Genomic DNA, 26,262 nt, shown 5'->3' with positions numbered 1-26,262 from the left:
CGAAGCGAAGAGGAGGTGCCGCTTCCTCGAGTGGCGTGGCAGTGCCGGCTCGCCGGGCTCAGGAGGCGGCGGCCTCGGGGCGGGCGGCCTCGGCCAGGATCTCCTGCATCTTGTCCCAGGCCTGGAGCACGTGCCGGCGCAGGATCTCGGCTAGGCCCTCGGCGTCGCGGGCGACCAGCGCATCGAGGATCTGCTCGTGCTCCTTGATCGCGCTTTCCCAGCGCTGGGTCTTGAGATTGCAGATGTAGCGGGCGCGGTAGACGCGGGCGTTGAGCACCCGGTGGTGTGCGATCAGCGCCTGGTTGCCCGAGGCGCGCACCAGCGCCAGGTGGATGTCCTGGTTGCGCTTGAAGTAGCCGAGCCGGTCGCCGCGGGTATAGGCGGCGAGCATCTCGAAGTGCAGGGCGCGCAGCTCCGCGAGCTCCGCCTCGCTGATCGAGCGGCAGGCGAGCTCGGCGGCGAAGGCCTCGAGCACGCCCAGCAGCTGCAGCAGCTCGCGGATCTCGGTGGCGCTGGGCGCGGCGACCAGCGCGCCGCGGTTCGGGTGCAGCTCGACCAGCCCCTCGACGGAGAGGATCTTCAGGGCCTCGCGCAGCGGCGTGCGCGAGACGCTGAGCCGCTCGGAGAGGGTGCGCTCGCGGATCGGCGCCCCCGGCGGCAGCTCGTCCTGGATGATCATCTCGCGGATGCGCTCGGCGACCCTCGCGCCCTTGGAGCCGGGCGACCTGGCGAGGGAAGGGGGCGAGGCGCGGCCCGGAAGAACGCTTACCTTGTCGGCCATGATGATCTCCGCCTGCTCCATAGCATGTAACGGCGGCGTCGCGGAAGCCGGGCCTCAGCCTCCGAAGAACAGCGCGTCCTGCTCCCGGCGCAGGCGGTGCAGGACCGAATCCTCCGGAATCTCGACCATGCCGGCTGTCACCGCCGCGCCCTCGGCGATCTCGACGCGGGCGACGGCGCCGGCCAGCAGGTAGTAGGGCAGCGGCGTCGCCGCGCCGAGCGGTGCCGCCGGCAGCATCGCCGGCCGCAGGCCGCCGATCTCGTGGCGGTGGCCGATCTCGAAGCGCGTGCCCGCTGCGATCGCCCGGTCGGCGACGGCAGTCAGGTCGACGCGCGGCCGCACGTCCTCGCCGGCCGTCGAGCGGCCGGCCCGGCAGGCCGAGAGCACCGACATCGGCGCCTCGGCGCCGAGCAGGTGCACCGGGTTGTGGATCAGCACGCGGCCGTCGTCGCCGCTGACCGGGATGCCCTTGTCCTTGAACAGCCGGCCGGTCACGGGATCGGGCGTGCGCGCGACCACGAAGACGCCGCCGGCGAAGGACAGCTCGTCGGGCCGGCGCAGGCAGTTGAAGATGTCGACCACGCCCTCGCGGGACAGCAGGCCGCCCCCCGCCTCGGCGCCGAACAGGTCGGGCAGCTCCAGGGTGCGGGCGATCGGGGCGTGCAGCGCCGGCCGGTCGACGCCGAGGCCGGTGGCGTTGCAGACGATGGTCATCTCGCAGAGATCCGGCACCGTGCGGTGCGCGAAGCCGGCCAGCAGGCCCGCGCGCGCCGCAACCGCCTCGCGCAGCTCCGAGGGCGCGCAGGACCAGTGGGCGCCGAAGCCGGGCAGGGCCACGGTGCGGCCCTGGGCGGTCACGCTGCCGGCCGCGGGATCGTAGACGAAGTCGTATTCGCTGGCCTTGCCGGCGGCGACGATCTCGAGGCCGAGCAGGCGCGACCAGGCGACCAAGCCGATCAGCAGGCTCGGCTGGTCGCCGTCGACCGGCGTGTGGACGACGCCGGCCTGCCGGGCCTTGTGGGCGAGCAGCGGGCCGACCACGCTCTCGGCCTCCTTGGTCACCATGACCACGTGCTTGCCGGCCGCGATCGCCGCCTCGGCGATGGCCGCCGCATGCCCGGGCTCGCCGGTCGCCTCGACGACGACGTCGAGCGGCAGGCCGACCAGCAGCTCTGCGTCGGCCACGACCACCGCCTGGCCCGCCTCCAGCGCGGTCCCGGCGGCGGCCGGGCTGTCGCAGATCCGGATTTCCTCGGCGGCGAGGCCGACGTCGCGGAAAGCCGCGGCGGCGCGCTCGACGTCGCGGTCGCAGGCGACGCGGGCGCTGAGGTCCGGCACGAGCCGCGCCTGCGACAGGAAGCTGCGGCCGAACTCGCCAACCCCGACCAGGCCGACGCGGAAGACTCTGCCGTCGGACCGGCCGAGCAGGGCTTCGAGATTCATGGGCTTTCGGGCCTTTCGATGGGGCAGGCGGGACCGCTGGCGTTCGCGTCTGCCGCGAGCGACGATGGTATGCGAGCGATCGAGACAGGGTCAATTCTCTCCCGCGCGGCCGAGGGGCAGGTGCGGCCGCTCCCTCGGTAAGCGCATCGGTTTCAGCCCCTTGCACCGCGCCCGGCAGGGCTGCGCCGGGGCCGATTGACGGTCGTTTTTTGGTATGCCACCGTCCTTTGATAACCAAGAAAACCACATCAGGGAGGATAGAGACGATGAAGGCCATGACTCTGCTTGCGGCCTCGGCCCTCGCGCTGTCGGCGCTGGCCGCCCCGCTTCACGCCGAGACGGTGCTGCGCTTCGCCCATACCCAGCCGACCAGCGACAGCCACCACGCCGCCGCCGAGCGCTTCGCCGAGATCGTCGCCGAGCGCACCGGCGGCGAGGTCACGGTCACCATCCATCCGGCCGGCGAGCTGGGCAACGACCCGACGGTGCTGGAGGGCGTGCGGCTCGGCACCATCGAGATCGGCCAGACCGGCAATCCCTTCTACACGCGCTTCGAGCCGAAGCTGAACGTGCTCGACCTGCCGTTCCTCTTCGCCGATTACGACCACGTCTACGCGGTGATCGACGGCGACACCGGCCGCGAGCTGCTCGGCGAGCTCGAGAAGCACGGCCTCAAGGGCCTCGCCTTCTGGGAGATCGGCTTCCGCAAGTTGACCAACAGCAAGCGCGCCGTTCGCGGGCCGGCCGACGTCGCCGGCCTGAAGATCCGCACAACCCCGAACCCGGCGCACGTCCAGGCCTTCGAGCTTCTCGATGCGATCCCGACGCCGATGGCCTTCACCGAGGTCTACCTCGCGCTGGAGACCGGCACGGTCGACGGCCAGGAGAACCCGCTGAACATCATCCGCTCGAACCGTTTCCAGGAAGTCCAGAGCCACCTGTCGTTCACCGACCACGCCTACACCGTCTCGATCGTCTCGATGAACCTGCGCAAGTTCCAGGACCTGACCGACGAGCAGCAGCAGGTCCTGGTCGAGGCGGCGCAGGAGGCGGCGATCTTCCAGCGCGACCTCAACCGCGAGCAGGCGGACTCCGACCTCGCGACCATCAAGGAGGCCGGCGTCGAGGTCGTCGAGGAGGTCGACCGCGAGGCCTTCAAGGCCCTGGTCTACGAGCCGGTCAAGCAGAGCTACGTCGAGAAGTTCGGCCCGGAGATCGTCGAGACGATCGAATCGATGAACTGAGCGGCCGGCGCGCCACCCGAGCTCGCGCCGCCCGTGCTCGCCTCCGCCACCCTCTGGCTGCGGCGGCTGCTCGACGCCGCCGCGGCCCTGCTGCTGGCCTCGGTGCTCGCCGTCACCGTCGCCCGCGTCGTCGCCCGCTACCTGCTCGGCGTCTCGATGCCCTGGAGCGAGGAGCTGACGCGCCTGCTGTTCGTCTGGCTGGTGCTGATCGGCGCCTCGCGCACGACCCACCTGCGCATCGACATCCTGCCGGAGCGGCTCGGCCGCGGCGGCGCGCGGCGGGTCCTCGAGGTCGCCGTGGCGCTGCTCTCGGTCGGCCTGCTCGGCCTGCTGATCTGGAAGGCCTTCGGGCTGATCGCGCTGACCGTCTACGATCGCTACACGGCGCTCGACCTGTCCCTGCAGTACCTCTACTGGTCGCTGGTGATCGGCGGCGGCCTGTGGATCGTGACGACGCTGCTCGCCTTCCTCGAGCGCTCGCGACCCCCCGACGGCCCGGGGCCGGCCGGGCGATGACCCTGGCCCTGCTGCTCGGCACCCTGCTGGCCCTGGCCTTCGCCGGCGTGCCGCTGGTCTTCGCGCTGCTCGCCGCGGCCCTGGTCACCCTGCTGGTGACGCGCCCCGGCCTGCCCCTGGAGCTGGTGCCGCAGTTCTTCATCCAGGGCATGGACAACTTCCCGCTGCTCGCCATCGCGCTGTTCTTCCTGGCCGGCGAGTTCATGGTCGCGGCCGGGGTGACGCAGCGGATCCTCGGTTTCGCCCAGGCCCTGGTCGGCCACCTGCGCGGCGGGCTGGCGCAGGTCGGCATCGTCGCCTCCTTCATCATGGCCGGCATCTCGGGCTCGGCCGTCGCCGACGCCGCCGCGGTCGGCTCGGTGCTGATCCGCTCGATGGTCAAGGCCGGCTACCCCGCCGGCTTCGCGGCGGCGCTGGTCGAGACGGCCTCGATCCTGGGGCCGATCATCCCGCCCTCGATCCCGATGATCATCTACGCCGTCCTCGCCGGCGTCTCGGTCGGCGGCATCTTCCTCGCCGGCGTCGTGCCGGGCATCCTGATCGCGCTCGGCCTCGGCGTCGCCGTCTACATCCGCGCCGGGCAGCTCGACCTGCCGCGCACGCCGCGGGCCGGCGGGCGCACGGTGCTGCGCGAGACCGGCAACGCCTTCTTCGCGCTGCTGGCGCCGGTGATCATCGTCGGCGGCATCCGCGGCGGCGTCTTCACGCCGACCGAGGCCGGCGCCATCGCGGCGCTCTACGTGTTGCTGATCGGCATCCTGGTCTACCGCGGCATCGGCCCGCGCGAGATCGGTGGCTCGCTGGTCCGCGCCGCCCACGGCACCGCCTCGGTCCTGGTCGTACTCGGCGCCTCCTCGATCTTCGCCTGGATCATCGCCGACCAGGGCATCAGCCGCGACTTCGCCGCGCTCATCACCGGCTCGGGCGCGCCGGTCTGGCTGCTGATCCTGCTGTTCAACCTGCTGTTCCTGGCGGTCGGCATGTTCCTCGACCCGATCGCCGCGCTGATCATCCTGGTGCCGCTGATGGTGCCGCTGCTGCCGGGCCTGGGCCTCGATCCGATCCAGTTCGGCGTGATGATCGTGCTCAATCTGATGATCGGGCTCTGCACGCCGCCGGTCGGCTACCTGATCTTCATCACCAGCAGCCTCGGCGACGTCCCGGCGGGGCAGGTCATCCGGCACTCCCTGCCGTTCCTGGCGGTGCTGCTCGCGGTGCTGCTGCTGGTCTCCTACGTGCCGGCGGTGACCCTGACCCTGCCGGCCCTGGTCAAGGGCGGCTGAGCGAGGAGCCGGCAAGAAAGGAGAACCACTCATGGACGAGGGCCTCAGGATCGTCGACGCCCACCACCACCTCTGGGACCTGGAGAGGAACTACTACCCCTGGCTCTCCGACCATCCGGAGGCCGGCTTCTTCCTGGGCGACTACTCGGAGCTAAAGCGCAACTTCTTGCCGGCCGACTACCGCCGCGCCACGGCCGGCTACGATGTCGTCGCAACGGTCCACGTCGAGGCGGAGTGGGACCGCGACAACCAGGTCGCCGAGACCCGCTGGCTGCACGAGGTGGCGGCCGAGAGCGGCCTGCCCAACGCCGTTGTCGGCCACGCCTGGCTGGCGCGCGAGGACTGCGAGGAGGTGCTGGCCGGCCACGCCGCCCTGCCGCTGACCCGCGGCATCCGCTCCAAGCCGGCGACGGCCTCGAGCCCGGACCGCATCGAGCGCGGCGCGCCCTGGACCATGCAGGACCCGAAGTGGCGCGCCGGCTTCGCGCTGCTCCAGCAGTACGGCCTGAGCTACGACCTGCGGGTGCCCTTCTGGCACCTGCCGGAGGCCGCCGAGATCGCCGAGCTCTATCCCGAGACGCCGATGGTGCTGAACCACACCGGCTTTCCCTGGGACCGCAGCGAGGCGGGCCTGGCGGCCTGGCGCAAGGCCATGCGGGTGATCGCCCAGGCGCCCCAGGTCTGGCTGAAGATCTCGGAGTTCGGCCTGAAGGACCAGCCCTGGGAGTACGAGAGCAACCGCCGGGTCGTGCTCGAGGCGATCGAGATCTTCGGCATCGAGCGCTGCATGTTCGCCAGCAACCTGCCGGTCTGCGCCCTGCGCGCCGACTTCGGCACCATCGTCGAGGGCGTCTCGCGCATGACCGAGGGCTTCTCCCGCGCCGAGCGCGAGGGCCTCTTCAGCCGCAACGCCGCCCGCTTCTACCGCCTGGAGCTCTGAGCGGCGGGGCCTGTCGGGGCGCCACGGCGGCCCGTCCTTTCGCCGTCACCCCCACTCCCCCGAGCCGTCATCCCCGCGAAAGCGGGGATCCAGCGAAAGGCGCCGTTCGCGCGGACCGCTGTGTTCCGTGCGTGCGGCCCCGACGTATGGATCCCCGCTTTCGCGGGGATGACGATAAGGGGGCGGGGATGAGGGTGGAGAGGACGGCGACGAGGAGGGAGGGAGGCGTATCTGGCATACAATCCGGCTTGAGCGCACGCACCACAGGGCATGACCATCATCCTTTTCTTTTGACGCTCTCGACAATGGTATGCAGACTTCTCGCCGTGTCCGAAGCGGCACGAACCTCGCGAGGGCGGAGGAACCGTCCCGCGCCATCCTTGGGAGGAGGCCCCGCCATGAAGAGAGTTACCACCATCGCCTCGGTCGTGGCCGCCGGCCTGCTCGCCGCCGGGCTGTCGGCCGCAGACGTCGCCGCGCAGGGCGTCGAGCTGCAGTTCGGCACGACCAGCCCGCCGGGCAACCAGCAGTCCAACTCCGCCGTCGACTTCGCCGAGCGCGTCAACGAGCGGATCGGCGACTATGGGAAGGTCGAGGTCTACACCTCGAGCCAGCTCGGCAGCGACAAGGACATGCTGCAGAAGCTGCGCCTCGGCGCGCAGGACATGTCGCAGCCCTCGACCATCATGTCGACGGTGGTGCCGGAGTTCGGCCTGTTCGACCTGCCCTACCTGGTCAAGGACCGGGAGCACATGAAGTGCATCGTCGACGAGATCGTCTGGCCGACCCTGGCGCCGATGATCGAGGCCAAGGGCTACAAGCTGATCGGCGTCTGGGAGAACGGCTTCCGCCACATCTCCAACAACGTCCGCCCGATCGTCACGCCGGCCGATCTCCAGGGCGTCAAGCTGCGCACGCCCCAGGGCGTCTGGCGCATGCGGATGTTCGAGGCCTATGGCGCCAACCCGACGCCGATGGCCTTCTCCGAGGTCTTCGTCGGCCTGCAGACCGGCGTCATCGACGGCCAGGAAAATCCCTATTCGAACATCTACGCCGGCAAGTTCCAGGAGGTGCAGAAGTACCTGTCGGAGACGCGCCACGTCTACACGCCGAGCTTCCCGACGGCGAGCCTGGCCAAGTTCAACGCCTATCCGCCCGAGGTCCAGGAGGCGATCCTGGAGGCTGCCGAGGAGACCCAGGCCTGGACCTACGAGGAGGCCGCGCGGCTCGAGGAAGAGACCAAGCAGAAGCTGCTCGACGCCGGCATGGAGTTCAACGTCGCCGACCGCGAGGCCTTCGTCGAGGGCAGCAAGCCGGTCTATGAGACCTTCGCCGAGGAAGTGCCCGGCGGGCAGGAGCTGATCGACCGGGCCCTGGCCCTGGCCGACGGCTGCTGACAGGGCGCCACCGGGAGCCCGTCGCCGCCGCCCGCGGCGGCCGGCGCCCCCCCCCCCGGGGGGGGGGGCTCCCCGCGCCGCCGCCTTCTTGATCGCCAAGAATCCGGAAAATCCGCCCGTGAGCATGCTTGATCGCGCCCGCAGGATCCTCGAAGGCGGCCTGATCGCGGTCTGCATCGCCCTGATGGCCAGCCTCGCGCTGCTCGTCGTCGTCGCCGCCGTCTCGCGCAAGCTCGGCAGCTCCTTCGGCTGGTACGACGAGATCGCCTCGGTGATGCTCGCCTGGATCACCTACTACGGCGCCGCGCTGGCCGCGCTCAAGCGCGCCCACCTCGGCTTTCCCAACGTCGTCGCCGGCGCCCGGCCGTCCGTGCGCCTGCCGCTGGTGCTGCTGTCCGAGGCCCTGGTGCTGTTCTTCTTCGCCACGGTCGCCTGGTTCGGCTTCCAGGTCGTGCAGATACTGGAGGGCGACTCCCTGGTCTCGCTGCCCTGGGTGCCGGTGCAGGTGACCCAGTCGGTGATCCCGATCGGCGCCGCGCTCTTCCTGCTCGCCGAGCTCATGACCCTGCCCGAGCGCATCCGGGAGGCGCGCCACGGTGCGCCGCCGGTCGATCCCGAGCTGGGGCCGGCCCTCGCCCCGGAGCTTGCTCCCGAGCACCCGCCCGAGGGGCGCGCCCGATGATCGCCCTCGCGATGCTCGCGGGGCTCGCCCTGCTGGTCGTGATCAACGTCCCGATAGCGGTCGCGCTCGGCCTGGTCGCCATGGTCGCGCTGTGGTCCAGCTACGGCGATACGGCGCTGCTCAACATGGCGGTGATCCTGTTCGAGGGCGCGACCAGCTTCCCGCTGCTGGCGATCCCGCTGTTCGTGCTGGCCGGCGCGATCATGAACACCTCGGGGATCTCGCGCCGCCTGATCGCCTTCGCTTCGGCGCTGGTCGGCTTCGTGCGCGGCGGCCTGGCGATGGTCAACGTCGGCACCTCGCTGTTCTTCGCCGAGATCTCCGGGTCGGCGGTCGCCGACGTCGCGGCGCTCGGATCGATCCTGATTCCCTCGATGAAGCGCCGCGGCTACTCCAAGGAGTTCGCCGCCGCCGTGACCTCCTCCTCGGCCTCGCTGGCGATCATCATCCCGCCCTCGATCCCGATGATCCTCTACGCCGTGATGGCCGACACCTCGGTGGTCCAGCTCTTCGTCGCCGGCATCGTGCCCGGCGTGCTGGGCGCCGCCATGCTGATGGGCCTGTCCTACTGGTTCGCCGTGCGCTACGCCTTCCCGGTCGAGGAGACCTTCCGGCTGCGCCGCGTCTGGACCACCTTCAAGGAGGCGGCCTGGGCCTTCGTGCTGCCGATCATCATCCTCGGCGGCATCTTCGGCGGCTTCGTCACCGCGACCGAGGGGGCGGGCCTCGCGGTCTTCGCGGCGCTCTTCGTCGGCGGCATCGTCTACCGCGAGCTCGACGGGCGCCAGCTGCTGGCCGGCCTGCGCGACGGCGCGGTGCAGACCGCCGTCGTCATGCTGCTGGTCGCGACCTCGGCGCTGCTCGGCCAGTACCTGACCCAGGCCCGGGTGCCGCAGGAGCTGACCCAGGCGATCACCGCCCTGACCGACAACCGCTACGCCGTGCTGGCGATGCTGAACGTGCTGTTCCTGGTGCTCGGGCTGTTCCTGCACGGCGCGGCGGCCATCATCCTGGTCGTGCCGATCGTCATGCCGATCGTCCAGACCGTCGGCATCGACCCCGTGCACTTCGGCCTGGTGGTGACGCTGAACCTGGCGATCGGCCAGCAGACGCCGCCGGTCGCCAGCGTGCTGATCACCGCCTGCTCGATCGCCAAGGCCGACGTCTGGGAGGTCAGCAAGATCAACGTCTACTTCGTCGGCGTCCTGCTGGCCCTGCTGCTGCTCGTGACCTACGTGCCGGCGGTGCCGCTGGCGCTGGTCGAGGTCTTCTACCGCTAGCAACCGAGGACGGCGGCGCCCCCGCCTCGAGGGGCGCCCGCCGCAGGAAGGACCGAGATGACAGTGCGACTGGCCCTGGTGATGGGCGACCCCGCGGGCATCGGCCCGGAGCTGACGGCGCGTTTGCTGGCCGAGCCGGACCTGCTGCGGCAGGCCGCGATCCTGGTGATCGCCGACCGCCGCATGCTGGAGGAGGGCGCGCGCCGCGGCGGCGTCGCGCTCGACCTGCCGGTGGTGCGGCAGGCGGCCGAGGCGCGGCCGGAGCCCGGCCGTCCGGTGCTGCTCGACATGGCCAACGCCGACCCGGCGACGATCCGCCCCGCCGTCGCCTCGGCGGAGGGCGGCCGGGCGACGCTGGAGAACTTCACACTCGGCCTCGACCTGGCGCGCGACGGCGCGGTCGAGGCCATCGTCTTCACGCCCTTCAACAAGCAGGCGCTGCGCCTGGGCGGCAGCACCCACGAGGACGAGCTGCGCTACGCCGCCGGCTACCTGGGCTACCAGGGCGCCCACGCCGAGTTCAACGTCGTCGACGAGATCTGGAACGCGCGCGTCACCTCGCACGTGCCGATCAGCGCGGTCGCCGGCCTGATCACCGAGGAGGCCATCCTGCGCAATCTCGAGCTGACCGTGGCGGCCCTGCAGGAGGCCGGCTTCGAGCGGCCGCGCATCGCCGTCGCCGCGCTCAATCCCCACGCCGGCGACGGCGGCAACTTCGGCCGCGAGGAGATCGAGGTCATCGCCCCGGCGGTCGAGAAGGCCAAGGCCAGGGGCTGGGCCGTCGACGGGCCCTGGCCGTCCGACACGGTCTACCTGCGCGCCCGGGCCGGCAAGGCCGACGCGGTGCTGACGATGTATCACGACCAGGGCCAGATCGCGATCAAGCTGATCGGCTTCGACCGCGGCGTGACGGTGCTCGGCGGCCTGCCGGTGCCGATCTGCACCCCGGCGCACGGCACGGCCTACGACATCGTCGGGCAGGGGACGGCGAACCTGGAGCCGACGCGGCGCGCCTTCGCGATCGCCTGCCGCATGGCCGAGAGCCGCAGGGCCGGCACCGCCGCCGCTTGACCGGCGGGCAGAGCTACCAGCCGCCGCCTCCGCCGCCTCCGCCGCCGCCCCCGGACGAGCCGCCGGAGGCGCCGCCGCTCGAGCTCGAGGGGCGGGTCGCGGCGACCGCGGCGGCGCCGCCGAGGCTGCGCGTCAGGCTGCGGGAGAGGGCGGCCGGCCCGTCGCCGCTCGACCCGGCGCGCTCGTACCAGCGCGGCCGGTAGGGGCTGCCGCCGGGCTCGCCCGCGCTGGCGGCCAGCTTCGCCGCGACCTTCTCGCTCCAGGCCTCCTCGACGCCGAGCGCCATGGCGTAGGGCAGGTGCTGCTCGAACAGCGCCTCGGTGATCGCCGGCTCGCGGCCGGCCTGCTCCAGGCGCTCGCCCTCGGCGACCGAGAGGTAGAGGCGGTAGCCCTCGAGCGCGTCCAGGGTCTGCCGGCCCATGCGGGTCGGCGCCTTCAGCCAGGACCAGAAGAGGATCGCCAGGATCACCGCCGTGCCGGCGACCAGCAGCGCCATGGGCGCGACGAAGCCGCTGGCGAAGAGCGCCAGGTCGGCGAGCGGCAGCAGGCAGGCTGCCGCCAGCGCGAGGCGGACCAGCCGGTGCCGCAGCCGGCGCCAGGGCGACCGCCCGGCGGTGCGCGCCTCCAGGGCCGAGAGCAGGAAGAGCGTGGCGCCGGCGGCGAAGGCGACGGCGAAGGGGATCAGCACCAGCACCAGGATCAGCGTCTCCTCGGTGCGCGCCTCGGGCAGCAGCGCCGCCAGCACCGCGAGCAGGGCGAGGCCGGCGCCGAGCAGCCAGTAGCCCAGGTTGGCGCGGAAGAAGCTGCGCGCGAACTCGCCGCCGAAGGCCTGCCCGAGCGCGCTCTTGGCCTCGCCCATGCGCGGCTCGTAGGCCTTGCCGAGCCGCAAGGTCGGTTCCTGGCCCTTGCCGAAGAGCGCCTGCAGCACCGCCTTCTCGCCCGGCGGCAGCGCCTCCGGCGTCTTACCCGTGCGCTCCAGCGACAGCACGCCCTTGCCGGCCTCGGCGATGCGCAGCGCGCCCTTGGTGGCGAGGCTGGTCAGCGCCACCGTGAGCGCGCGGTTGCCCGAGAAGCCGAGGCCGAAGCCCTGGTGCCAGACGTAGCCGGCGCCGACCGCCGAGAGGCCGGGCGGCGGGTCGAACTGCGGGTAGACGACGCCCTTCTCGGGATCGCGGCCGAGCCGGTGCCAGGCCAGCAGGAAGTAGGCCAGCAGCACCAGGGTCAGCAGGGCGCCGGCGAGCGTGCCGAGGTTGTCCGCCGCGAAGCCCAGGACCCGCGCGGCGGCGTCCGGCCGCGCCACCGCGCCGGCCGGCCAGACGACGGCGACGGTGAAGCCCTCGCCCGGCGCCAGGGCGCGCGTCGTCTCCAGGCGCACCCGGCCGGGCGCCGACTCGACCAGGCGGAAGGCCTCGCCGGCCTCGCCGGGCCGGCCGGTGTAGCCGGCGACGCGCAGCGCCTCCAGGCCCGCGGGCAGGTGGACCGTCACCGCCGCCCGCTCGATCGGGAAGTCCCAGGCGTCGCCGGTGACGTTCCAGTAGAGCTCGTCCTCGCCCGCGCGGTGCAGCAGCTGCCGGTCGGTGCGGTAGGCCAGGAGGTAGCGGTGGGCGCCGTCGGGCAGCAGGCGCCCCTCCTCGCCGACGTAGATGCGCAGGCCGGCGTCGAGCGGCTGGGCGAACCAGGGCGAGGGCGCGCCGTCGCGCTCGACCCGCTCGAGCTCGAAGCCGGCGATGTGGTTGAAGCCGGGCGGGATCAGGCTGCGCAGCGGCAGGTCGCGGAAGATGCCGCGGCGGATGCGCTCGCCGGCGGAGACCACCTCGATGCTCTCCTCGACCAGCAGGCTGCCGTCCCCGGCGATCCGGACCTCGGCCTCGAAGGCGGTGATCCGCTCCTGCGCCTGGGCCACGGCCGGCGCCGCCAGCGTCGCCAGCACGAGCAGCAACAGCGCGAGCCGCCGCCGCGGCCGCGCCCTGCTCCGGTCCTCCCCGCGCAAACCCGCCCCTTGGTCGCGCCGGCCCGTCCCTCTGTCGCGCAGGCCCACCCCTTCATCGTCATCCCCGCGAAAGCGGGGATCCATAGGGACTCGACACCCTCGCCCCGGCGGCGCCACCGGCGCGCCCGCTCCTCTCACCCCGCAGCCCCGCCCGCGCGGCGCAGGCGAAGCAGGAAAGGCGCCCCCGGCGCCCCCGCCCTCACGAGAACTCGACCTTCGGCAGCAGCCGGTCGGCCGCGTGCTCGACCTCGTAGTAGTCGGCCTGGACGAAGCCGAAGCCGCGGGCGACCAGGTTGCTCGGGAAGGACTCGATCAGGGTGTTCAGCTCGCGCGCCGTGCCGTTGTAGTAGCGCCGTGCCTTCTGGATCTGCTCCTCGAGCTCGGCCAGGGTGCGCTGCAGCTCCAGGAAGGTGCCGTCGGCCTTCAGCTCGGGGTAGTTCTCGGCGACGGCGAAGAGCCGCAGCAGCGCGGTCGAGAGCTCGCCCTCGGCCTGCTGGCGCGCGCCGGCGCCGGCGCCCTCGCTGGCCTGGGCCCGGGCGCGGGTCTCGGTCACCTTCTCCAGGACGCCGGCCTCGTGGCCGACGTAGCCCTCGACCGTGCGCACCAGGTTCGGCACCAAGTTGCTGCGGCGCTTGAGCTGCACGTCGATGCCGCTCCAGCCTTCGCGGCAGCGCTGGCGCGCGGCGACCAGGCGGTTGTAGAGGACGATAAGGCCGCCGGCGAGCAGCAGGGCCAGGGCCAGCAGGACCCAGAGCGGGGAAGACATGTTGCGGGCCACCTCTTTCCCCGGTTCACTTGTGGCGGGAAGGTCGCCCGTGGCACAGGCTGCGTCAAGCCGCTGCTGGGTTCTCGCGGCTTCGGGGCGCGCGTGCTTCGCGCCGAGCTGCGCTCGGTTCGACAGGCTCACCATGAAGCGGCGCTTGAGATTCCGCGGGCCTCAGGCCGTGCTTCATGGTGAGCTTGTCGAACCACGAAGGGCGGTCGAGCGCCGTCTTCTCCGCCCGACAGGGCGAGGGGCCTGGGAAGGGGAGCTGGAGAGGGATGCTGTACTGGATCGACCTCGCCATCCAGCTCGCGGTGGTCGCGCTCGGCGACCTGGTCGGCGCCGGCGCCGCCTGGCTGCTGCTGAAGCTGGCCGGCGCCGGACTGCTGCTGACCCGGCCGGCGCTCTACCTGCTGACCCTGCCGCTGGCCGTCACCCTGCTCTCCGAGGCCTTCACCGGCCTCTGGCGCCACACCCCGGGCAGCCTGGGCCTCGGCGGCCTCACGGTCTTCCTGCCGATGCTGCTCGCCGGCGCCGCCGCCGTCGCCCTGGCGCTCCTCGCCCAGAATTTCCTGCCCTCGGGCCCACCCCTGTCGCGCCGCGGCCCGCCCCTGACCGCCTACCTCGCCCTGGCCCTCGCCGCCACCCTCCTCGCCCTCTGCCTCTGGCGCTTCTGGCCGGAGCCGCGCGCGAGGTTGTGGTAGGGGGTGAAAGTGCCGGGGTTGGTGGCGTGAAATCCCTCTCGATGCATGGGAGGATCGCGCCGACCCCCCCCTTCCGTCATTCCCGCGGAGGCGGGAATCCAGGGGCCCCGGCCGTGCGACCAAGCGCCCGCCTCCTGGCAACGCGCCGCCCGCACTGCTTGCCCCGTGCCGCTTAAGGGACCGGGCGAGCTTTTGCGCCTGAGCATGACACTGCTACTCTCTGGTAATCGGAACGATACGGTCCGGCGCACCACACAGACACGCAACCTGCACTCAGTCATCGGATCCTAGTGCAATAGTCGCTTTTCCCCCGGGAGCTGCGCGTGAACTCTGAAGCATCTGTCCAAGAGCGTGTTATTTCACTTGGGGCCGGTTTGGCTACGATCCCAGAACGGCTGCTACTTGCCCACGCGCGGGGGAAAATCCTCTTTATCTGTGGTGCAGGCGTTTCAAACCCCGCCGGACTGCCGGATTTCCGTAGTCTCGTAATCGACGTTTATCAAAAGCTCGATGCAGGCGTTCATACCGTTCTTAAAACTCTACCGCTCGGCATATGTAATCAATGGGAGACGAACGTCAGCGATCTGAATGACGCGCAGAGGGCGGAGGTCAAGCGCTTCATACTCGGAGATTACGATGTAGTGCTCGGCATGCTTGAGAGACGGCTTGACAACCAAACGCGAGGCGATAGCCGGGTCCGGCACGCTGTCATTCATCGATTGAGAGCGAATACAGACCGACCTGCACCTATCCATAGTGCACTCATGCGTCTGGCCGATCGCGGCGGCGTCACTACAATCGCCACCACCAACTTCGATCTTCTTCTCGAGCGTGCGGCAAGACGGCGGCCCTCGCCAGTCCAAAGCTACTCACTTGGAGCAATTCCGCGACCGTCGATGCAGTCGGATTTTTCTGGGGTGTTTCACATACACGGAACACTTGATCCGAAACCAGAACGTACCTCTGAAGTGGTCCTCTCCGACCAGGATTTCGGAGAGTTCTATCTTCGACGACGCGTGGTTCCTGACTTTATCTATGATGCGGCGCGCCTGTACCACCTAGTCTTAGTCGGATACAGTGCGAATGACCCGCCAATGCGCTACCTCTTGAACGCCGTGGCAGCTGACGGGACCCGCTTTAAGGACCTAAAGGAACGCTTTGCATTCTTTGGGACGCGCGCACCTGACCCGGTCGCGCTAGAGGATTGGAAGGCGCGCGGCATAACTCCTATCTATTATGATGCATCGGATGATCATTCGGCCCTTCGGAACACACTTGGCCGCTGGGCAGATCTTTCGGCAATAAATGGAAGAAGGGACCGTGTAGACGCTGCGATTCGTAACATTGTCAAGTTGCCTAGAGTGGCTGCTCCGGAAAGCGATCGCGACCTCTTCGATCATTTCATTAGACGAAGCAACCCGAGTGAACGCATTAGACTGTCGGACCTCATCTCAAATACGAACGCCGACCTTGGTTGGCTTGATGCAATCATACAAATTTGCACGGAACAGGAACGTGAGCGCGAACAATGATCCCTGCATGGGCAAGTCTGACCGAACGTGATCAATCTACGTTTCAAGCAACGGTCGCCTTCCTGGAAAGTCGAATGTCGAGGTCAGATACAATTGAATGGGCGCTTCGGCTAAAGCCAAGCCAGAAGGTAGAACGTCTTGCGATAGGAGACCTGTTGAATGGTCCTCGCGGGCAATCACTTCAGGAACCCTGGGTGACTGCGTGGCAATTGATCGAAGAGAGTTGGGTGGCCGCCCCGGCCGCGCAGCAGTCCGAAGCGATGGCCTACGCCGTGGGCGAACGGCTTCGCAGAGGGGAGCGATCAGGGAGCATCATCGCGAAAATAGTTTGCTTGGTCACACCCCGCTTAGAGGTAAAGCCAATTGAGTCGTGGCGATGGGAACTCTTACCGAAACGACGTCGACCAAAGACGTTTGAGGATTTGCTCACTGCGAGACTAACAAGCGGTGAGCTTCTTGATCTGAGGGTTCTTAAGATTCGCGAAGTGAACGATGTCGATTTTTTGAGGTCTCTGGTCTATGAGCTGGAATCAGCCGTGCGCTACGGTCTTGAGACTGCTCAACGCCTGGGATGGCGAGACCAAGAGCAGCTGTGGCAGATCGGCGACTTAAGCAGAGTCTATTATGTCGAATCCTCCGAGCTGGTCGGAGCCGATAGCGATCCTGATAGCTACAATCGCGGTATTGCTCCCTCCGTAAAGCTATTATTTTCGATCTTCGAGCGCATTGGGGAGCTCGATCGGCAGCAGGCGTTACAGTGTGTCGGAAGATGGGGTTTAGGGGGGTCGGTTGTGCATACCCGGTTGTGGGCCGCAGCGGCTCGCGATCCAGACCTTGTAGCGTCCGAGAGGGTTGCAATGTTTCTTCTCGGCCTCAATGACAATGAGTTCTGGAGCTTAGACACGTATCCAGAAATTGCAGAGCTTCGAGCACTAAGGTTCAATGGACTTAGTAAAGAACCGCAGAGGGAGATCGTGCGGCGGATAAAAAGGGGCCCGCCGAGGAACCTTTGGCCAAGCAAGGCGAGTTCTTCCAGAGTTAGTGCCGCCCGCCGGTACTGGGCCGCTCGAGAACTAAAGCGCGTCATTGTTGCCGGTGGTGTACTGCCGGAGAAAGAAAAGGGTTGGCTGGCCGCCCGGGGTAATGAATTTCATCTTCTCAAGAAGATGGATCTATACCACGACTTTCCGCGCGTCGTGGAGGCGTATAGTTTACCATCTAACCCTGATTCCAAGTACGATGCGCTTAGCGGGCAGGCGCGGTTGCGCGCCCTAGAGGCGGCGCTCTTGAGCAGTCGTGGCGGCTGGAACGACGATCCCGCGGAGAGAGCGAACGATTGGCTTCGGCGCGAGGGCAACACCTTGCTCGTATTAGTAGATCTCGAGGCAGGGGCGGGCGGTGCGGAGAGGTTTCCGCGTGTATTGGATCGCTTCGGCTGGGCACATCGGCCGGGCAAAACGGGTGAGCCGACGAGCATAGGGCGTGATCTGCAATCTGAAGCGGATCGTGTCCTAGGACTTCTTAGCCAAATGTCTCAGAGTACTTTAGCGGGTGCGATCAGAGGTGTTAGCGCGTGGCTCGACGCTTGGCGCGTTCACGTGTCTTCCTCTACCCTGTTTCTGCCGGTTTGGTTGCACGTCTGGCCCGTTGCTGTGGATGCGACAAACGTGGAGCGAGTAGAGGCTAGCCAGGATGATCTTGACGCTGTAGTACTTTCTGAAGAGAGGAGCGCTCCGCACGAGATCGATACATTGAACTCACCTGCTGGAAAGCTGGTGGGCGTTTTCCTGGCATCCTGTCCTTCGCTTGAGAGCGATGCTGCGCCGTTTCGAGTGGGTGTGCCGACGAGAGACATTCGGGATCAAATCGTTCGTGCCGTGGGCCGCAGTGGCGTCATTGGGCGGCACCGATTAATAGAGCATCTCCCGTACTTTCTGCGCGCGGATCGCGTCTGGACCGAGCAGCATCTGATTGCGCCTTTGCTGAAGGATAGCAGCGAAGCGTTGTCGTTGTGGAACGCGATTGCGCGTCGGGTGCACTTCGGCGAAATCCTAAGTATCATTGGTGGGCCGATGAGCGAACGAGCGACGGATCGTCGTCTTTCACGTAGTGTCCGTGAGGCGCTGGTTTTTAGTCTTGTTGTGGAGTCGCTTCACGCTCTTCGTGAGAATCGCGCGTCAGCTGTTCCAAAAGCGCGAGTGCAGCAGATGCTAAGATCTCTGGATGATGAGGTGCGCGCATCTGCGGCAAAGGTCGTTCAGCGGTTCATTCGGGACCTTTCCTCGGCGCACCCTGAGCAAGGTGAAGTGCCCAGCGCAGCCGAGCTCTTTAAATGCGCTGGGGATCCGTTCGTGAGGGAAGTCTGGCCTCAAGAACGGTCCCTTGCGTCGCCGGGTGTAAGTCGGGCGTTCGCCGAGCTGCCGGCAACAGCGGGCGGAGCTTTTGTTGATGCTGTTGCAGCCGTTGATCGGTTTCTTGTTCCTTTTGATTGCTGGTCAATGTCCGACTATGGCTTGCGCGGCGAAGTTGGTGGGGAGAGGAATCTGACGATGATCGACAGTGGTGTCAAAGCGAAGGTTTTCCTCCGCTTGCTCGATCTTACCGTTGGGAGTTCCGAACGTGCGGTAGTGCCTCATGATCTGACGGAGGCGCTCGATCGAATTCGACACGTCGCATCTGAGCTCACGAGAGACCCCGTCTATCGACGTCTATCAACAGCTGCAAGGCGTTGAGCGTGGCTTGCTCTGTGGCGGCTTAAGTAGCTGTTTGATGGGCAAAGCGATCACACCTACCTCACCTCCGAGCGCTCGGCCAGGGCGACCAGGGACTCGTGGTAGGGCCAGGGCTGATCGGGCTTGGCGCACGGGCTGGTCCAGGCGATCTCCGGAGCGGCGGGGCGGTCACGCCACCGGCGTCACCAGCGCCTTCCCCTCGAACCAGGCCTCCAGGTTCTCCGCGACCAGCAGGCCCATGGCCCGCCGCGTCTCCAGCGTCGCGCTCCCCACGTGCGGTTGCAGCACCGCGCGCGGGTTCTGCCTCAGGGCCTCGGGCACCTTCGGCTCCTCCTCGAAGACGTCGAGGCCGGCGCCCGCGATCGTGCCGGCCCCCAGGGCCTCGACGAGGGCGGCCTCGTCGACGACCGAGCCGCGGGCGATGTTGACCAGGATGCCGTCGGGGCCGAGCGCCTTCAGGACCTCGGCGTTCACCAGGTGCCGCGTCGCGGCGCCGCCGGGGCAGGCGACGAAGAGCACCTCGGAGCGCTCGGCGAGGTCGACCAGGCTGTCGTGGTAGGGCCAGGGCTGGTCGGGTTTCGCGCGGGGGCCGTGCCAGGCGACCTCCATGGAGAAGGCCTCGCAGCGCTTGGCGATGGCCTTGCCGATGCCGCCCAGGCCCAGGATGCCGGCCGGCCGGCCCGAGAGCTTGCGGGCGAGCGGCAGGTTGCCCCGCTTCTCCCAGTCGCCGGCGCGCACCCAGGCGTCGCCGACCACGAGGTCGCGGCTGACCGCCAGCGCCAGGGCGAGGGCGAGGTCGGCGACCTCGTCGGTCAGCACGCCCGGCGTGTTGGTGACGCGCACGCCGCGGCGCTTGGCCTCGGCGACATCGACCGAGTCGTAGCCGACGCCGAAGGAGGCGAAGAGCCCGGCGTTGGGGAAGGCCTCGTAGGTCTCGGCCGTGGCGCCGACGCCGCCCGAGGTCGCGACTGCCTTGCAGCGCTTCGCCGCCTCGGCGTCGTAGCTGCCCGCCTCGTACATCTCGTGCACCGTGAAGCGGCTCTTCAGGCGCGCCAGCGTGTCGGGCGCCTCGACGACGGCGCCGGCGATGACGGCGATCTCGGGCTTCTGCGGCATGGGCGGTGTCTCCTCTCGTTTCTCGTTCGGTCGGCGGCGGACGTTCGGGCCGCCGCTCACACGCTTCGTGGTTCGCCCTTCGACAAGCTCAGGGTGAAGACCCTCACCATGAAGCGATGGAGAGGCTGTGCCGGCTTCTCCTGGCGCTTCGTGGTTCGACAGGCTCACCATGAAGCGATGGAGAGGCTGTGCCGGCTTCTCCTGGCGCTTCGTGGTTCGCCCTTCGACAAGCTCAGGGTGAAGACGGTTACCATGAAGCGCGACACGAGGTCTGCGCCAGCCCCTCCGTCGCTTCATGGTGAGCTTGTCGAACCATGCAAGCGTGGAAACGCGGGGCGGCGGAACGGGCCTACCCCGCCGGGAAGCCGAGCATGCGGTCGCGGGAGCTGGCGATGTGGTGGTGCATGGCGCGGCGGGCGGCCTCGGGGTCCTGGGCGCGGATCGCCTGCAGGACCTGGGCGTGCTCGGCCAGGACCTGGTTCAGGCGGTCGCTGTTGGCGAGCTGCTTGAGGCGGCGCGCGACCACGATGCCGCTGCGGATCGAGCCGTCGAGCATCTGGATCGACTGGCTGAACAGCGGGTTGCGGGTCGCCAGGGCGATGGCGCGGTGAAAGGCCAGGTCGGGCTCGTCGCCGACCTCGTCGCGCTTCAGCGCCGCGGCCAGGGCGGCGATCGCCTGCTCCATGGCCTGCAGGTCGCGCTTCTCGCGCCGCCCGGCGGCGAGCGCCGCGGCCTCGGCCTCGACGCCGGCGCGGAACTCGTAGGCGCGGACCATCTGGGCGATGGTGCCCGAGGGCGCGAGGCTGGCGAAGGCGTGGCTCGGCTCGCGCTCGACCCAGCTGCCGGAGCCGCGGCGGCTGCGCACGATGTTGGCGTCGCGCAGGCGCGCCAGCGCCTCGCGCACGACCGGACGGGAGACGCCGAAGTCGCTGCACAGCTGCGGCTCCGAGGGCAGCCGGGCGCCGACCCCGAAGGTGCCGCGGGCGATCTGCAGCAGCAGCAGCTCGTAGACCTGGTCGGCGAGGCGCGCCTGGCGCAGCGGCAGCAGACCGCCGCCGCCCGCCGCCCCCGCGGGGGGGGGCGGCGGCAGCCGCTCCGCCACCTCCGCCGTCTTCGCCTCAGCCATGGCGCCAGGGTAGGGCGCTCTTGCGGGGCGGGCAATCAAGTTGTAAGTCGACTTTACAAATCACTGCCGACATAATCGGCCGGCAGACAGCAGGGACCGGCTCGCGCGACAGCGCCCCGAGAGAGGGCGCAGGGGGCGGCCGGAGGAGGAGACGTCAAGGGTGAAGACCACCGCCGTACAGCCGGCCGACCTGGCCCGCTCCGTGCTCGCCGTGCCGCCGCTCGCGCGCCGCGCCGACCTGACGCTCGATCCCGAGGCCAACCGCGCGCTGATCCGCCACCTGGAGGCGGGCGGCGTGACGACGCTGCTCTACGGCGGCAACGCCAACCTCTACAACCTCGGCCTCGCCGGCTTCGCCGAGCTGCTGGACCTGCTCGCCGAGGCGGCGGCGCCGGACAGCTGGGCGATCCCCTCGGTCGGCCCCGACTACGGGCGCCTGATGGACCAGCTGCCGGTGCTGTGCGAGCACGAGCGCTTCCCGACGGTCATGGTGCTGCCGCTGGGCTTCCCGGCGACGCCCGAAGGCGTGGCCACGGGGCTGCGCCGCTTCGCCGAGGCCTACGGCCGGCCGGTCATCCTCTACGTCAAGAACGAGGCCTACCTGACGGCGGAGCTGGTCGGCAGCCTGGAGGCCGACGGCCTGCTCTGCGCGGTCAAGTACGCCGTGGTCCGCGACGACCCGGGCGAGGACCGCCTGCTCGCCGGCATCCTGGAGCGCGTCGACCCGGCCAAGGTGGTCAGCGGCATCGGCGAGCGACCGGCGATCGCGCACCTGCGGCGCTTCGGCCTGGCGGGCTTCACCTCCGGCTCGGTCTGCCTGGCGCCGCGCAGCTCGACGGCGCTGCTGCACGCCCTGAAGAAGGGCGACTTCGCCGCCGCCGAGGAAATCCGCGCGCGCTTCCTGCCGCTCGAGGACCTGCGCGACGCGATCAGCCCCCTGCGCGTGCTGCACGACGCCGTGACGCTTTCCGGCGTCGCCGACATGGGGCCGATCCTGCCGATGCTCTCGAACCTGTCGGAGGCGGAGCGGGCGCGGGTCGCGCCGGCCGCGCGGGCGCTGGCGGCGCTCGACGCCGGCCTCGCCGACGCCGCCTGAGGCGCCGATGACCGCCAGCCCCGCGTCCGTGCCGCCCCCCGCGTCCATGCAGCCGACGCCCCGCTTCCCCGCGGCGCTGCTCGAGCGGCAGGCGGCGGCGCTGCTCGGCGCCTGGGGCCTGCCGGCGGCGCAGGCCGGGGCCACGGCCGGGCTGCTGGTCGAGGCCGAGGCCTGCGGCATCGAGAGCCACGGCCTGGGGCTGCTGCTGCTCTACCGCGACCATATCGTCGGCGGCCGCGTCGCCGCCGGGGGCGAGCCCTCGGTGGTCGTCGACCGCGGCGCCATGGCGGTGCTCGACGGCGGCGGCGGCTTCGGCCACCTGGTCTCGCTGCAGGCCGCGAGCCTGGCCGCCGACAAGGCCGCGGCGCTCGGCGTCGGCGCGGTCGCGGTGCGCAACTCCAACCACTTCGGCGCCGCCGGCCTCTACGTCCGGCGCATCGCCGCGCGCGGCCTCCTCGGGCTCTGCACCACGGCGGTCTGGCGCCCGGCGATCGTGCCGACCGGCGGGCGCGAGCCGATGCTCGGCACCAATCCCATCGCCTTCGCGGCGCCGGCCGCGCGCAACCGGCCCTTCCTGCTCGACATGGCGACCTCGACGGCGGCGATCGGCAAGGCACGGGTCAAGCTGTTCGCCGGCCAGCCGCTGCCGGAGGGCTGGGCGCTCGACGAGTCCGGCGCCTGGGAGCGCGATCCCGAGCGGCTGCTGGCCGCCCCCCGGCTGACGCCGCTCGGCGGCGACCTCGAGCACGGCAGCCACAAGGGCTACGGCCTGGCGGCCATGGTCGAGGTGCTCTCGACGACCCTGGCCGGCGCCGCCTTCGCGCCGCTGCGGCCGGCCGAGGGGCGGCCCGCCGACGTCGGCCACTTCTTCCTCGCCCTCGACCCGGCCTTCTTCCGGCCCGAGGGCGGCTTCGAGGAGGACCTCGACGCGCTGATCGACGCGCTGCGCGCGACCCCGCCGCTCGACCAGGCGCAGCCGGTGCAGGTCGCCGGCGATCCCGAATACCGCCGCGAGACCGAGCGGCGGACCCAAGGCGTGCCGCTGCCGGCGACCCTGGTCGACCGGCTGCGGCAGTTCGCGTCCGATGCGGGCGTGGCCTTTCTGCTGGCCTGAGCGGGCCGGCGGGAGGAGCATTGCGAGGAACGGTCCGGCGCCAACCGGCGGATCGAAACAGGAAGAGTGACGGGAGGAAGACCATGAACAAGAAGATGCTGTTCGCCATGACTCTGGCCGCCGGGGTCGCCGGCGCCGCTGCCGGACCGGCCTCGGCCCAGCAGCTCAAGCTGATGACCGGCCCGCAGGGCGGCTCCTGGTACCCGCTCGGCGGTGCCATCCAGAACATGGCGTCCGACGCTATCGGCGCGAACATCCTGGTGATGCCGGGCGGCGGCATCGCCAACGTCCAGGGCGTGCAGACCGGCCAGGCCGACCTCGGCTTCGCCAACTCGATCTCGACGGTCGACGCCATGAAGGGCCGGCCGCCCTTCGAGGGCGAGGCCGACAACGTCTGCAACATCGGCACGCTCTACCCGCAGTACTTCCAGATCGTCGCGCTGAAGGGCGGGCCGAAGACGGTCGAGGAGTTCGCGGGCAAGCGCCTGGTGACCCAGCCGGTCGGCAACACCGCCGAGCAGGTCACCCGCATGGTGCTCGAGGTCGGCGGCCTGACCTACGAGGACATGCGCGCCGTCGACTACGTCTCCTACTCGGACGGCGTCGCCCTGCTGCAGGACGGCAACGCCGAGATCTTCACCCTGGGCACCACCGTGCCGGCCTCGGCGATCATGGACCTCGCCAACTCGCGCGACGTCCAGCTGGTCTCGCTCGATGACGCCTTCATCGAGCAGATGCGCGAGCGCAACCCGGGCTTCGGGGCGCTGACCATCCCGGCCGGCTCCTACCCGGGCCAGGACGAGGACGTCCAGGCGGTCGGCTACGCCACCCACGTGATCGCCCGCTGCGATCTCGATGAGGAGGTCGTCTACGGCATCCTGAAGGCGATGTGGACCAACGTCGGCGAGCTGCAGTCGATCGCCGGCGCCATGAAGGGCCTGACCCTGGAGACCATGGGCCGCGACATCGGCGTGCCGATGCACCCCGGCGCCGAGCGCTTCTACAAGGAAAGCATGTAGCCTTTTCCGATCGGGCGGGGCCCGCCCCCCCCCCCCCCCCCCCTTTCCCACGAGCGGCTGGCGCGGTTGCGCCGGCGGTATACGAGCGGAGCAGGAGAGGTCATGGCCAGCGACCTGGTGCCGGGCTACGGCCCCCAGACGATCCCGGGCGCCGGCCCCGAGCCTGGGCCCGAATCCGGCCCCGAGTCGCCCTACGTCGTCTGGAGCAAGCGCCTGGTGATGGCGATCGCCGTCGCCATGAGCCTGTTCCACCTCTACATCGCCTTCACCGGCCCGCCCAATGCCTTCGTCCTGCGCTCGACCCACCTGGGCTTCGCCCTGGTCCTGGCCTTCCTGTCGATGCCGGGCGTGCTGCGGCGCCGGCCGGCCGGGCCGGGCGTGCTCGACTGGATCTTCGCCGGCGCGGCGATCGCCGCCTGCGCCTACCCGATCGTCGAGTCTACGTACTTCAACACGCGCATGGTCTACGTCGGGCCGGTCAGCCTGACCGACATGTGCTTCGCGGTGCTGATGATGGCCGTCGTGCTCGAGGGCACGCGCCGCATGATCGGTCTGATCCTGCCGCTCACGGCCGTGCTGTTCCTCGGCTACCAGGTCTTCCTGACCAACGTCGACCTGGTCCGCCTGCTCGAATACCAGTACATGACGACCGACGCGATCTTCGGCATCCCGACCCAGGTGTCGGCGACCTACGTCGTGCTGTTCGTGCTGTTCGGCGCGCTCTGCGAGCGCATGGGCGTCGGCAAGCTGTTCATGGACTTCGCCCTGGCGCTGACCGGCCACACCGCCGGCGGGCCGGCCAAGGTCGCGGTCGTCTCCTCGGGCATCTTCGGCTCGATCTCGGGCTCGGCGGTCGCCAACGTCATGACCACCGGCTCCTTCACCATCCCGCTGATGAAGCGCATCGGCTACAAGCCGGCCTTCGCCGGCGCGGTCGAGGCGGTCGCCTCGACGGGCGGGCAGATCATGCCGCCGATCATGGGCGCCGCCGCCTTCGTCATGGCGGAGTTCCTGGGCGTCAGCTACCTGACCGTGGCCGGCTACGCGATCCTGCCGGCGCTGCTCTACTACTTCGCCGTCTTCCTGGCGGTCCACCTGGAGGCGCGCAAGCAGGGCATGGTCGGCCTGCCCAAGGCGGACCTGCCGCGGCTCTGGGAGGTGCTGCGCGACCGCGGCCACCTGTTCGGCCCGCTGGTCGTGATCATCGGCACTTTGCTGTTGGGCTACTCGGCGCCCTTCGCCGCGCTCTGCGGCATCCTCTCGGTGGTGCCGGTGGCGTTGCTGCGGCGCACGACGCGCCACGAGGTGACCTGGCCGAAGCTGGTCGACGCCCTGGCCTCGGGCGCGATCAACGCGGTCATCGTCGCCATGGCCTGCGCCAGCGCCGGCATCGTCATCGGCGTCATCTCCCAGACCGGCCTCGGCCTCAGCTTCACCGGCGTGGTGCGCGCCCTGGCCGCCGACTCCCTGGTCCTGGCGCTGATGCTGACCATGGTCGCCGGCATCATCCTGGGCATGGGCATGCCGACGACGCCGGCCTACATCGTCCAGGTCGCGCTGCTGGTGCCGGCGCTGGTCAAGCTCGGTGTCGCGGTCGAGGCGGCGCACCTCTTCGTGCTCTACTTCGCGATCCTCTCGGCGATCACGCCGCCGGTGGCGATCGCCGTCTACGCCGCCTGCGGCATCGCCAGGGGCAACATATTTGATACCAGCTACACGGCCGTGAAGCTGGCGCTGACCGGCTACATCATCCCCTTCATGTTCGTCTTCGGGCCGTCGCTGCTGCTGATCGGCGACCTGCAGACGATCGTGCTGACCTGCATCACCGCGACCTGCGGCGTCGCCCTGCTCTCGGTCGGCCTGCAGGGCTACCTCTTCGCGCCGGTGCGCTGGCTGCCGCGGCTGCTCTTCGTCGGGGCCGCCTTCGTGCTGATCAAGCCGGGGCTGACCACCGACCTGATCGGCGCCGGCCTGGCGAGCGCGGGCCTGCTGCTCGACTGGACGAGCCGCAAGGCGAGCCTGCGCAGCGAGGGCACCAGCGCCGGCGAATAGCGAGGTCGCCCGCGGCGCGTCCTGGGTTCTCCTGCGTCCTGCCGCGGGCTGCCCCGGCAACGGGGGGCCGCCCGAGCTGCCACGCCCTTCGACAGGCTCAGGGCGAAGCGAATTTGGGAGAAGCGCGGGTGAGCGTATTCCCCTCCGCTTCGCCCCGAGCCTTCGGCACCGCCCTCCGCTTCGTCCCGAGTGTGTCGAGGGGCGTGGGCGCGCCGGCGGTGCCGGCGCTCTAATCCGTCCTGCCGCTGCCCCGGCAACGAGCGAAGGCGGGGCGCCCGAGCTGCGACGTCTCTTCAAGCGCGGGACGAAGCAGCTTTCGGCACTGCCTTCCGCTTCGTCCCGAGCCTTGTATGGGGCTTTCTATGTCAATGGCTCCTGCTT

At 69.7% G+C, this 26,262-nt stretch carries 21 protein-coding genes; 15 read left to right on the top strand and 6 right to left on the bottom strand.

Going from position 1 to position 26,262, the window contains the following annotated elements:
* Window positions 1-58: 58 nt before the first annotated feature.
* Window positions 59-781 (bottom strand): GntR family transcriptional regulator, encoded by a 723-nt coding sequence (locus tag WD341_RS18555; RefSeq protein WP_368426979.1) that lies wholly within the window; start codon window positions 779-781, stop codon window positions 59-61.
* Window positions 782-835: 54 nt separating this feature from the next.
* A complete protein-coding gene (locus WD341_RS18550; RefSeq protein WP_368426978.1) occupies window positions 836-2,224 on the bottom strand; it encodes a homoserine dehydrogenase in 1,389 nt (462 codons plus the stop codon).
* A 266-nt stretch (window positions 2,225-2,490) separates the two neighbouring features.
* Here WD341_RS18550 and WD341_RS18545 point away from each other — a divergent pair, with 266 nt between their 5' ends.
* From WD341_RS18545 to WD341_RS18510, 8 genes are all read left to right on the top strand, one after another.
* Window positions 2,491-3,468: a TRAP transporter substrate-binding protein gene (locus WD341_RS18545; protein WP_368426977.1), complete on the top strand. Its 978-nt coding sequence runs from the start codon at window positions 2,491-2,493 to the stop codon at window positions 3,466-3,468.
* A 33-nt stretch (window positions 3,469-3,501) separates the two neighbouring features.
* Window positions 3,502-3,984: a TRAP transporter small permease gene (locus WD341_RS18540; protein WP_368426976.1), complete on the top strand. Its 483-nt coding sequence runs from the start codon at window positions 3,502-3,504 to the stop codon at window positions 3,982-3,984.
* The gene (locus tag WD341_RS18535) at window positions 3,981-5,267 is read left to right on the top strand and encodes a TRAP transporter large permease (protein WP_368426975.1); all 1,287 of its coding nucleotides are present in this window, start codon (window positions 3,981-3,983) and stop codon (window positions 5,265-5,267) included. The genes WD341_RS18540 and WD341_RS18535 overlap by 4 nt, the downstream gene beginning before the upstream one ends.
* Before the next feature lie 31 nt (window positions 5,268-5,298).
* Complete coding sequence (locus tag WD341_RS18530; RefSeq protein ID WP_368426974.1) at window positions 5,299-6,207, top strand: amidohydrolase; 909 nt, start codon at window positions 5,299-5,301, stop codon at window positions 6,205-6,207.
* A gap of 398 nt (window positions 6,208-6,605) precedes the next feature.
* Complete coding sequence (locus WD341_RS18525; protein WP_368426973.1) at window positions 6,606-7,604, top strand: TRAP transporter substrate-binding protein; 999 nt, start codon at window positions 6,606-6,608, stop codon at window positions 7,602-7,604.
* A 124-nt stretch (window positions 7,605-7,728) separates the two neighbouring features.
* Window positions 7,729-8,286 (top strand): TRAP transporter small permease, encoded by a 558-nt coding sequence (locus WD341_RS18520; RefSeq protein ID WP_368427032.1) that lies wholly within the window; start codon window positions 7,729-7,731, stop codon window positions 8,284-8,286.
* Window positions 8,283-9,566, top strand: a complete 1,284-nt coding sequence (locus tag WD341_RS18515) for a TRAP transporter large permease (protein WP_368426972.1) — start codon at window positions 8,283-8,285, stop codon at window positions 9,564-9,566. Before WD341_RS18520 ends, WD341_RS18515 begins: the two co-directional genes overlap by 4 nt.
* Before the next feature lie 57 nt (window positions 9,567-9,623).
* Window positions 9,624-10,637, top strand: a complete 1,014-nt coding sequence (locus tag WD341_RS18510; RefSeq protein ID WP_368426971.1) for a 4-hydroxythreonine-4-phosphate dehydrogenase PdxA — start codon at window positions 9,624-9,626, stop codon at window positions 10,635-10,637.
* A 13-nt stretch (window positions 10,638-10,650) separates the two neighbouring features.
* On the opposite strand, the gene WD341_RS18505 is transcribed toward WD341_RS18510, so the two are convergent.
* Both WD341_RS18505 and WD341_RS18500 read right to left on the bottom strand, forming a co-directional pair.
* Complete coding sequence (locus WD341_RS18505) at window positions 10,651-12,567, bottom strand: DUF2207 domain-containing protein (protein ID WP_368427031.1); 1,917 nt, start codon at window positions 12,565-12,567, stop codon at window positions 10,651-10,653.
* Window positions 12,568-12,826: 259 nt separating this feature from the next.
* Window positions 12,827-13,393, bottom strand: a complete 567-nt coding sequence (locus tag WD341_RS18500; RefSeq protein ID WP_368426970.1) for a LemA family protein — start codon at window positions 13,391-13,393, stop codon at window positions 12,827-12,829.
* 275 nt (window positions 13,394-13,668) lie between these two features.
* Here WD341_RS18500 and WD341_RS18495 point away from each other — a divergent pair, with 275 nt between their 5' ends.
* From WD341_RS18495 to WD341_RS18485, 3 genes are all read left to right on the top strand, one after another.
* On the top strand, window positions 13,669-14,094 hold the full coding sequence (locus WD341_RS18495) for a hypothetical protein (protein WP_368426969.1): 426 nt from the start codon (window positions 13,669-13,671) through the stop codon (window positions 14,092-14,094).
* Between the two features lie 323 nt (window positions 14,095-14,417).
* Window positions 14,418-15,626: an SIR2 family protein gene (locus tag WD341_RS18490; RefSeq protein WP_368426968.1), complete on the top strand. Its 1,209-nt coding sequence runs from the start codon at window positions 14,418-14,420 to the stop codon at window positions 15,624-15,626.
* Window positions 15,623-18,358: a hypothetical protein gene (locus WD341_RS18485; RefSeq protein WP_368426967.1), complete on the top strand. Its 2,736-nt coding sequence runs from the start codon at window positions 15,623-15,625 to the stop codon at window positions 18,356-18,358. Before WD341_RS18490 ends, WD341_RS18485 begins: the two co-directional genes overlap by 4 nt.
* Before the next feature lie 168 nt (window positions 18,359-18,526).
* Here WD341_RS18485 and WD341_RS18480 read toward each other — a convergent pair whose 3' ends face one another.
* Window positions 18,527-19,474, bottom strand: coding sequence for a 2-hydroxyacid dehydrogenase (locus WD341_RS18480; protein ID WP_368426966.1), 948 nt, complete (start codon window positions 19,472-19,474; stop codon window positions 18,527-18,529).
* Between the two features lie 349 nt (window positions 19,475-19,823).
* Window positions 19,824-20,600, bottom strand: a complete 777-nt coding sequence (locus WD341_RS18475; protein ID WP_368426965.1) for a FadR/GntR family transcriptional regulator — start codon at window positions 20,598-20,600, stop codon at window positions 19,824-19,826.
* Between the two features lie 160 nt (window positions 20,601-20,760).
* Between WD341_RS18475 and WD341_RS18470 the strand changes: the two genes are divergently transcribed.
* The 4 genes from WD341_RS18470 (at window position 20,761) to WD341_RS18455 (ending at window position 25,881) form a co-directional block, all read left to right on the top strand.
* Entirely contained in the window at window positions 20,761-21,696 is a 936-nt protein-coding gene (locus tag WD341_RS18470) for a dihydrodipicolinate synthase family protein (protein ID WP_368426964.1), read from the top strand.
* 7 nt (window positions 21,697-21,703) lie between these two features.
* Window positions 21,704-22,810 carry an Ldh family oxidoreductase gene (locus tag WD341_RS18465; protein WP_368426963.1) on the top strand — a complete coding sequence of 369 codons (1,107 nt, stop codon included), beginning with the start codon at window positions 21,704-21,706 and terminating at the stop codon, window positions 22,808-22,810.
* A gap of 83 nt (window positions 22,811-22,893) precedes the next feature.
* Window positions 22,894-23,829, top strand: a complete 936-nt coding sequence (locus WD341_RS18460) for a TAXI family TRAP transporter solute-binding subunit (protein ID WP_368426962.1) — start codon at window positions 22,894-22,896, stop codon at window positions 23,827-23,829.
* Between the two features lie 102 nt (window positions 23,830-23,931).
* Window positions 23,932-25,881 carry a TRAP transporter permease gene (locus WD341_RS18455; RefSeq protein WP_368426961.1) on the top strand — a complete coding sequence of 650 codons (1,950 nt, stop codon included), beginning with the start codon at window positions 23,932-23,934 and terminating at the stop codon, window positions 25,879-25,881.
* Window positions 25,882-26,262 lie beyond the last annotated feature (381 nt).

It is taken from the genome of Tistlia sp., from assembly GCF_040905785.1.
In the GTDB taxonomy this organism is placed as follows: Bacteria; Pseudomonadota; Alphaproteobacteria; order Kiloniellales; family DSM-21159; genus Tistlia.
The sequence above is the reverse complement of the archived record's forward strand: the minus strand, read 5'-3'. Positions and strand labels throughout refer to the sequence as shown.